This window comes from Wolbachia endosymbiont of Drosophila barbarae (assembly GCF_044752445.1).
GTDB lineage: Bacteria > Pseudomonadota > Alphaproteobacteria > Rickettsiales > Anaplasmataceae > Wolbachia > Wolbachia pipientis.
Genome location: NZ_JBIXJM010000119.1, coordinates 1 through 6,570, shown reverse-complemented (window position 1 = coordinate 6,570; position 6,570 = coordinate 1). Strand labels below are relative to the sequence as shown.

The 6,570-nt window shown below is 34.0% G+C and carries 8 protein-coding genes; 5 read left to right on the top strand and 3 right to left on the bottom strand.

Features of this window, described 5'->3' with window-relative positions; genetic code table 11:
* Window positions 1-203: 203 nt before the first annotated feature.
* Window positions 204-1,010, bottom strand: a complete 807-nt coding sequence (locus tag ACIPNH_RS01700; protein ID WP_400771321.1) for a hypothetical protein — start codon at window positions 1,008-1,010, stop codon at window positions 204-206.
* 151 nt (window positions 1,011-1,161) lie between these two features.
* Between ACIPNH_RS01700 and ACIPNH_RS01695 the strand changes: the two genes are divergently transcribed.
* The 4 genes from ACIPNH_RS01695 to ACIPNH_RS01680 are packed head-to-tail and all read left to right on the top strand — an operon-like array spanning window position 1,162 to window position 3,452.
* On the top strand, window positions 1,162-1,800 hold the full coding sequence (locus ACIPNH_RS01695; RefSeq protein ID WP_400771318.1) for an HAD family hydrolase: 639 nt from the start codon (window positions 1,162-1,164) through the stop codon (window positions 1,798-1,800).
* Entirely contained in the window at window positions 1,800-2,297 is a 498-nt protein-coding gene (locus ACIPNH_RS01690) for an RDD family protein (RefSeq protein WP_265024536.1), read from the top strand. Before ACIPNH_RS01695 ends, ACIPNH_RS01690 begins: the two co-directional genes overlap by 1 nt.
* Before the next feature lie 59 nt (window positions 2,298-2,356).
* Entirely contained in the window at window positions 2,357-2,833 is a 477-nt protein-coding gene (bfr, locus tag ACIPNH_RS01685) for a bacterioferritin (protein ID WP_077188433.1), read from the top strand.
* 1 nt (window position 2,834) lies between these two features.
* Entirely contained in the window at window positions 2,835-3,452 is a 618-nt protein-coding gene (locus ACIPNH_RS01680) for an SURF1 family protein (RefSeq protein WP_265041019.1), read from the top strand.
* 30 nt (window positions 3,453-3,482) lie between these two features.
* Here the strand turns inward: ACIPNH_RS01680 and ACIPNH_RS01675 are convergent, their stop codons facing one another.
* Together ACIPNH_RS01675 and ACIPNH_RS01670 are read right to left on the bottom strand one after the other, a co-directional pair.
* Complete coding sequence (locus ACIPNH_RS01675) at window positions 3,483-5,201, bottom strand: monovalent cation:proton antiporter-2 (CPA2) family protein (protein ID WP_400771313.1); 1,719 nt, start codon at window positions 5,199-5,201, stop codon at window positions 3,483-3,485.
* A gap of 5 nt (window positions 5,202-5,206) precedes the next feature.
* Window positions 5,207-5,779, bottom strand: a complete 573-nt coding sequence (locus tag ACIPNH_RS01670) for a thioredoxin family protein (protein WP_006279694.1) — start codon at window positions 5,777-5,779, stop codon at window positions 5,207-5,209.
* 108 nt (window positions 5,780-5,887) lie between these two features.
* Between ACIPNH_RS01670 and tmk the strand changes: the two genes are divergently transcribed.
* Window positions 5,888-6,478 (top strand): dTMP kinase, encoded by a 591-nt coding sequence (gene tmk, locus ACIPNH_RS01665; RefSeq protein ID WP_182309943.1) that lies wholly within the window; start codon window positions 5,888-5,890, stop codon window positions 6,476-6,478.
* Window positions 6,479-6,570 lie beyond the last annotated feature (92 nt).

The window sequence follows — 6,570 nt, the reverse complement described above, 5'->3', positions numbered from 1 at the left end:
CGCGACGCGTATTAGACTTATTTGCAAGCAAAGCTTGCTAGATCCAAGTAGTCAGGGCACTGGGATGACATCATAGGGACACTGGGATGACACCCTGACAATCGTCATCCCGCTACTTGTTAGCGGATGAGATACCGCGGCGGTATGACGGTTCGTGGCGGTATAATGAAGCTTGAAAGCGGATCACCTTTCACGACCCGTGTTTATACTTCATTCACTTTAGGAGTATTAACAGGCGTTATTGCCGAGTTCTCAAGCTTTGTTGCCTGCTTCAAACCCTCGCTTACACTTTTGTCCTTTAAAATTTCATCAAGCTGCTTACTCTTTTGTTGCTCTTCGTTATTTGACGTATCTCTTTGAGCATCTTCTTTCATGCCACGAGCATTCTCTACATCCTTTTCACCTTCACCTAAAAATTTTTCTAATATTTTCTTAACAAAGCGCTTCAGAAGACTCAAAAACCCTTCTTCTTTTTGATTTTCTTGTGGTTGAGGCGTGTTATCTTTTTTGTCCGGCTCAGTGTTGAGCTTCTCTTTTACAGAACTCTTGCTCACTGAGGGATTAACGGTTTGTGAATCGTGCTCTGATGCTGTTTGCACAGAAGCTTCAGTAGTCTTTTTTTGTGTATTATGTTCAAGGTCTTTAACTGCTGTTGTAGTTTTTCTCGGAGTGTCTTGGAATTTTTTGTCACTTTTTGGCTCTGCAACTTTTTCACTTGTGAAGATGCCCTTCCCTTTATATTGTTGGTCAAGCTCAGCAATTCTTTCAAAATCTTGACGTACTTTTTCATCTGCACGTCCTTTTTGACTTTCAAATTTCTGACTCAATTCTGCAACGTTTTTCATTTTGTTCTCAAGCTCCTTACTTTTCACAGCTTTTAGAGCCTCTGTTCCTTTTGCGATATAATTAACCTTCTTTTCTAATGAGGTACCTTCTGGAAAAGCACCTGGAGAACGTTCAAAAACATCTTTAAACTTTTTTTCAACACTTTCTTTAGATGTCTGGGCCATACCTGTTACCTATTAAAACATATCATATAACCAGTATGTTAGCTAATTATATAAAAAACAGTTAACATAACTTGTGGTAGAGCGTCCTATTTATATTTTTTTTATTAAAATGTTATTTACTTATTAATTTAAAATATATAACAATATAGAAATGAAAAACAGCCCATTAGCAGTAGTATTCGATTGGGATAATACCTTAGTTGACACTCAAGATAACATTTTTAATGCTATTAAGCATACCATAAACTCAATGGGGTATAGTAATAAAGCTGCTGATAGAAATTCCCATGAGTCGAGAAAGAGCTATATGGTCAATTTATTTGGCGATCAGTGGAAAAAAGCGAATCAGATATATCAACAATATTTAGATGATGCACTATTGCAAAACATTGCTTTGAATCAAGGAGTAGAGAAAATGTTGCAGACACTGAAAAGCCACAATATTTATCTAGCAATAGTAAGTAATAAGAAAAATACTAATTTACGTAAAGAAGTTGCCTATTTTAAACTAGATTCCTACTTTGAAAGAGTGGTTGGGTCATGCGATACTGCAGAAGATAAACCATCTGCAACCCCACTGCTATTTGCATTAGAAGAGAGTACGTTGCCTATAAATAGAGAAAATGTGTTTTTCGTTGGTGATAGCATCACAGATGTTCTGTGTGCACAAAATGCCAATTGTTTACCTATTATATACGGTCAATCAATAAGCGGTTATGAAGATTTGTTATGTTTTCAACATTTTGATAAACTTACAGATTTTGTAATAAAGTATTTAGAAGATAGGTAATGACCGCTGTTACAGAGATTGCCAGTATAACAAGACGCTTTTGCGCATATTTGATAGATAGAGCAATTTTATTAATTCCAAACTTATTAATCAGACTATTGTTAAAGAATTTTCCGTTAATTTCATCTATGTGTATAGATTGCAGTTACTTCACATATTTTATATCTTCAAAAGCCCAAGCAACTCCTGGTCAGCAATTAATGAACATACATACCATAAGCTTGGACGGTTCTAAAATAGATTTGAGTTTAGCATTTGATAGAAGCATTTCTCAGTTTTTTCTTTCTCTATTATATAACATAATAGTTATCCTTATCGAGCTTTTCCAAGAACAGGACGTGTTAATAAACGCTTTCGATATATTAATAGTGCTACTCACTATATTAACGGTGCTGCTCACTCTCTGCTGGTATCTAGTTGCTTGCTTCTCTAAGAAAAAACAGACATACCACGACATGCTATTTAATACGGTTGTTATCAAAGGAACTATTAAATGAGTTGCTATAACTATCGTTATCATATAAATTATGCTGATGAATTGAACTAAGGGAAGATTATGAATGAAGAGATAGTAAAACATTTGAACAAATTATTGACCAATGAGCTGACTTCTGTACGCCAGTATCTTTTGCATTTTGCGATTCTCAAAAACAATGGAATTAATAGACTTGCAGAAAAGGTAAAAAATGAGCTTAACGAAGAACTTGAACATGCAAACAAGTTGGCAGAAAGAATTTTGTTATTTAAAGGAGTCCCAAATTTTCAGGATACAAACGAAATATCAAAGTATGATGGAAAGTTTACAAAAGACACAATACGGAAAATCTTAGAAGCTAATTTGAAATTAGAGGGAAAAGGTATTAAGGATATCAAAGAAACGATTTCTATCGCTGAGAAAGAAAAGGATTTTGTTAGTGTAATGTTATTAGAAGAGATGTTAAAAAATGAAGAAGAGCACTTTCATTGGATTGAGAAACAGATCGATCTTATTGAACTAATGGGTGTTGAAAACTATTTAAGAACACAAATATAGAGTGTTAAAAAAGATAGTATTTATTTTAATTATACCTTGCTCACTTCTTTTTTTATTAGGGTTATGGCAAATATTCAGATTGAACTGGAAGAATAATATTATTAAAAGTATGAGTCTTCCAGTGGTTCATCTATTGCCCAATAACGACCTTGAAAAATTTAACTATAGGCATGTCAAGATTGATGGGATTCTAAGTGACATAGAACTATATGTTTTTGCAGGGCAACACGGCTATCACGTGCTGTCTCCTATGTTGCTTACCACTGGACGTTACATGTTGGTGAATAAAGGAATAGTCGGAGAAAAAAAGGAGAAAAAAGTAAAAATTGAAAAAGTAGTTGCAGATGGAATTTTATATTGCGATAGCAATAAAAGTAAAAATTGGTTTATCAAGAACGATACTGCTTCGAATATATGGTTTACCCTGAGTACAGAAGAAATTTCCAATGAGTTAGGTATTAAGCTAGAGAAGTGTGTATTGTGGCCGAACAATTTTGGCAGCAAAGTAGCTATACAGCCAATGAAGCATTTGGAATATGCAATCACTTGGTTTGCACTTTCCTTAATTTGGTTGATTATGTGCGTAATTTACTATAGGCAAAACCTCAATAAAGCTTGAAGCTTTCTGTACATAAAATTAGAGAAGTAGTTATTCATCTTTATCACTACCAAGGTCTTTTAACATACTGTAATTGCCTTTTCTGAATCTACTTTTTAAAGACGTAACTCCACTTTCGCTAATACCACTAAGGCTCAGTGCAGCTCCACCTAGCTGCAATCCTATCTCAGATGTTTCAGGAATAATTTTACTAGCTCCTAGATCTCTATAAACCTCCACATTACTCAGATCTGGTAAGCGTATTACAATATTTACATGCGGAAAATTTGCTGCAACTAAAGAAACAACTTTTTTTATAGTAACTTCATTCTTTATTGAAATAACGAGAGCTTGAGCTCTTTCTATTCCTACCGATTTTAAAATTTCACATCTTGTAACATCTCCAAGATATATAGGAAAACTATCACTTTTTCCTTCTTTGACTATTTTCGATTGAATATCTACAACAACGTAACTTAAATGCTCTGCCGTAAGCATTTTTGTTACCATATATCCCACTCTACCAAATCCAGCAACTATCACATGGTTATAAAGATCTTGTGTATCTGTTTCAACAGCTTCATCATCTAATATTGTTTTCTCAGTGCTAAATGAGTTTGCTATCCAATCTCCAAGCCCCGATAAAAGAGGAGTGAAAGCCATGGTTACTGTAGTTACCATCATAAGTACTTGAGCGATTTCACTTGGTAGCACATTTAGCTCATCTGCTAAGCGAAACAAAATAAACGCAAATTCACCGCCTTGTGAAAGCAGTAACCCAGCTTGTATAGCAGGTGCACTCTTAAACCCAAAAAATCTACACAATATATATATAATAGATGTTTTTAAAACGATAAGGATAATCGATAATAAAGTAATTAGTGGTAACTTATTGAGTAAAAGTTCGGTATTGATGGACATACCAACAGTCATGAAAAATAAGCCAAGAAACAAATCTTTAAATGGCAATACTGCGTGTTCTACTGAGTGTCTATATTCTGTTTCTGCAACTAACAATCCAGCAACAAATGCACCTAATGCTAACGATAAATGGAATTGCTCAGTAATAAATGCTGCTCCTAATACTATTAAAAGCGTTGTTGATATAAAGATCTCATTACTTTCCATTTTAGCAATAACCGAAAATAAAGGTCTAAGCAATAATCTACCAGTTATAAATATCAGCACTAATGCAATAGCTGCTTGCACCAATGAACCTGCCAATGAGCTTATCAGGCTGTGCTCAGAATTGCCAGTAAGTAAAGGTACCAATACTATTAATGGTACCACTGCAAAATCTTGCATTAATAGCACTGCTATCGACAATCTACCAACCTGACTTGCTTGAGAACCTTTTTCTTGCAGAACCTGCAACACTATTGCTGTTGAGGATAGCGCAAGCCCACCACCAATAACTGTTGCTATATTCGTATTCACTCCGAAAGTAAGAGCGATGCACCATATTGCTACCATGGTAACTATAACTTGAAGAGAACCGAACCCAAATACATGAATACGCATAGCGATCAGGCGTTCAAATGTCAATTCAAGGCCTATAATGAATAATAGAAAAACTACACCAAATTCTGCAAGATTATCCATTGCTTCAGCTGAGTGTATCAGATTAAATCCGTGAGAACCAATAACTGCACCTGCAACGAAGTAACCAAGCACTGGACTAATATTCATTTTCCAAAATGCTATGACTATAAACACAGCAGCAGAAAGCAAAATTATAATATCAAACAAATGCTGAGAGCCACTGTGCATGATATTTAACCTGTAGAATTAGACCATTTAATTGAGCAGCCAATACTTGATTTTTGGTCAATTGGAGAATTACCAGTTTCTGCAATAAATTTCATAGCTTGAAATAAGTCACTACTTCCTACTTCATAGCTTTGAACCTTTTCTTTTTTTGTGTCGTTAAAACGTCCACGATAGCAAAGGTTTAAATTGGAATTAAAGCCGAAAAAGTCAGGAGTACAAACAGCCCCGTATTCTTTAGCTATTTTCTGTGTACTATCAATTAAATATGGAAATGTAAACTTATTTTCCTTGGCAAAATTAATCATATTTTCAAAGGAATCTTCTGGATATTCATTTACATCATTTGGCATTATTGCAATGGTGTTTACCTGATAATCTTTTTTCAATTGATCAACATCGCTTACCAGATTGCTAATAATTGACTGAACGTAAGGACAGTGATTGCATATAAACATTATAATAAGACCATTTTTTCCACAACAGTCACTTAATGCATAATATTTATTGTCTACTCCCAAAAGATTAAAATCTTTTGCAGTAAAACTAAAATCGACTTTAGGAGTATTCAGAGCAACCATAGACTATTATTATACCACATGTAATTTAAGGTCTTATTATTTAAATGTCAAACGGTTTCTATGTATACTGTTTGCATATTCTTTTTTAGTATTATAATTATAAAACTTATGTTCATAACTTTCGAAGGAATAGACGGCTCTGGTAAAACAACACAATCTAAGCTACTTGCAAATCATTTTAAGCAAATTCACGGCGAAAATAATGTGGTATTGACTCGAGAACCAGGTGGTACTGATTTTGCAGAAAAGATAAGAGGAGTGTTGTTAACAAATAATATTGATCCTATTTCTGAACTCTTGCTACTTATCTCGATGAGGCACGAACATATGAAAAAATTAATATTACCAGCTCTTGCAGAAGGAAAAATAGTGATTTGTGATCGGTTTATTGATTCAACTATTGCATATCAAGGATATGGGTTTGGAGTTGACTTAGGGCTAATAAGGGACTTACATAAGCTAGTGGAAATTAAATATCCAGATATTACATTCATTCTAGATATTGATGTTAAAGTTGGGTTAAATAGAGCAAAAGACAAGAATAAATATGAAGAAATGGATGTTAATTTTTACAATAAGGTCAGAAAAGGATTTCAGGAAATAGCCATAAAAGAGCCCGTTAGGTGCAGTGTTATCACTGGAATTGAAACAAAAAATGATAATCACGTACACAATGAAATTATTGATAAAATCACCTAGCTTGTGATAGAAAATTATCAATTTCAGGTAACATTATTTCATATGAATAACTTTTTGTTTGAGTAGCTAAAAAATCCTGTATTTTGTCTGGA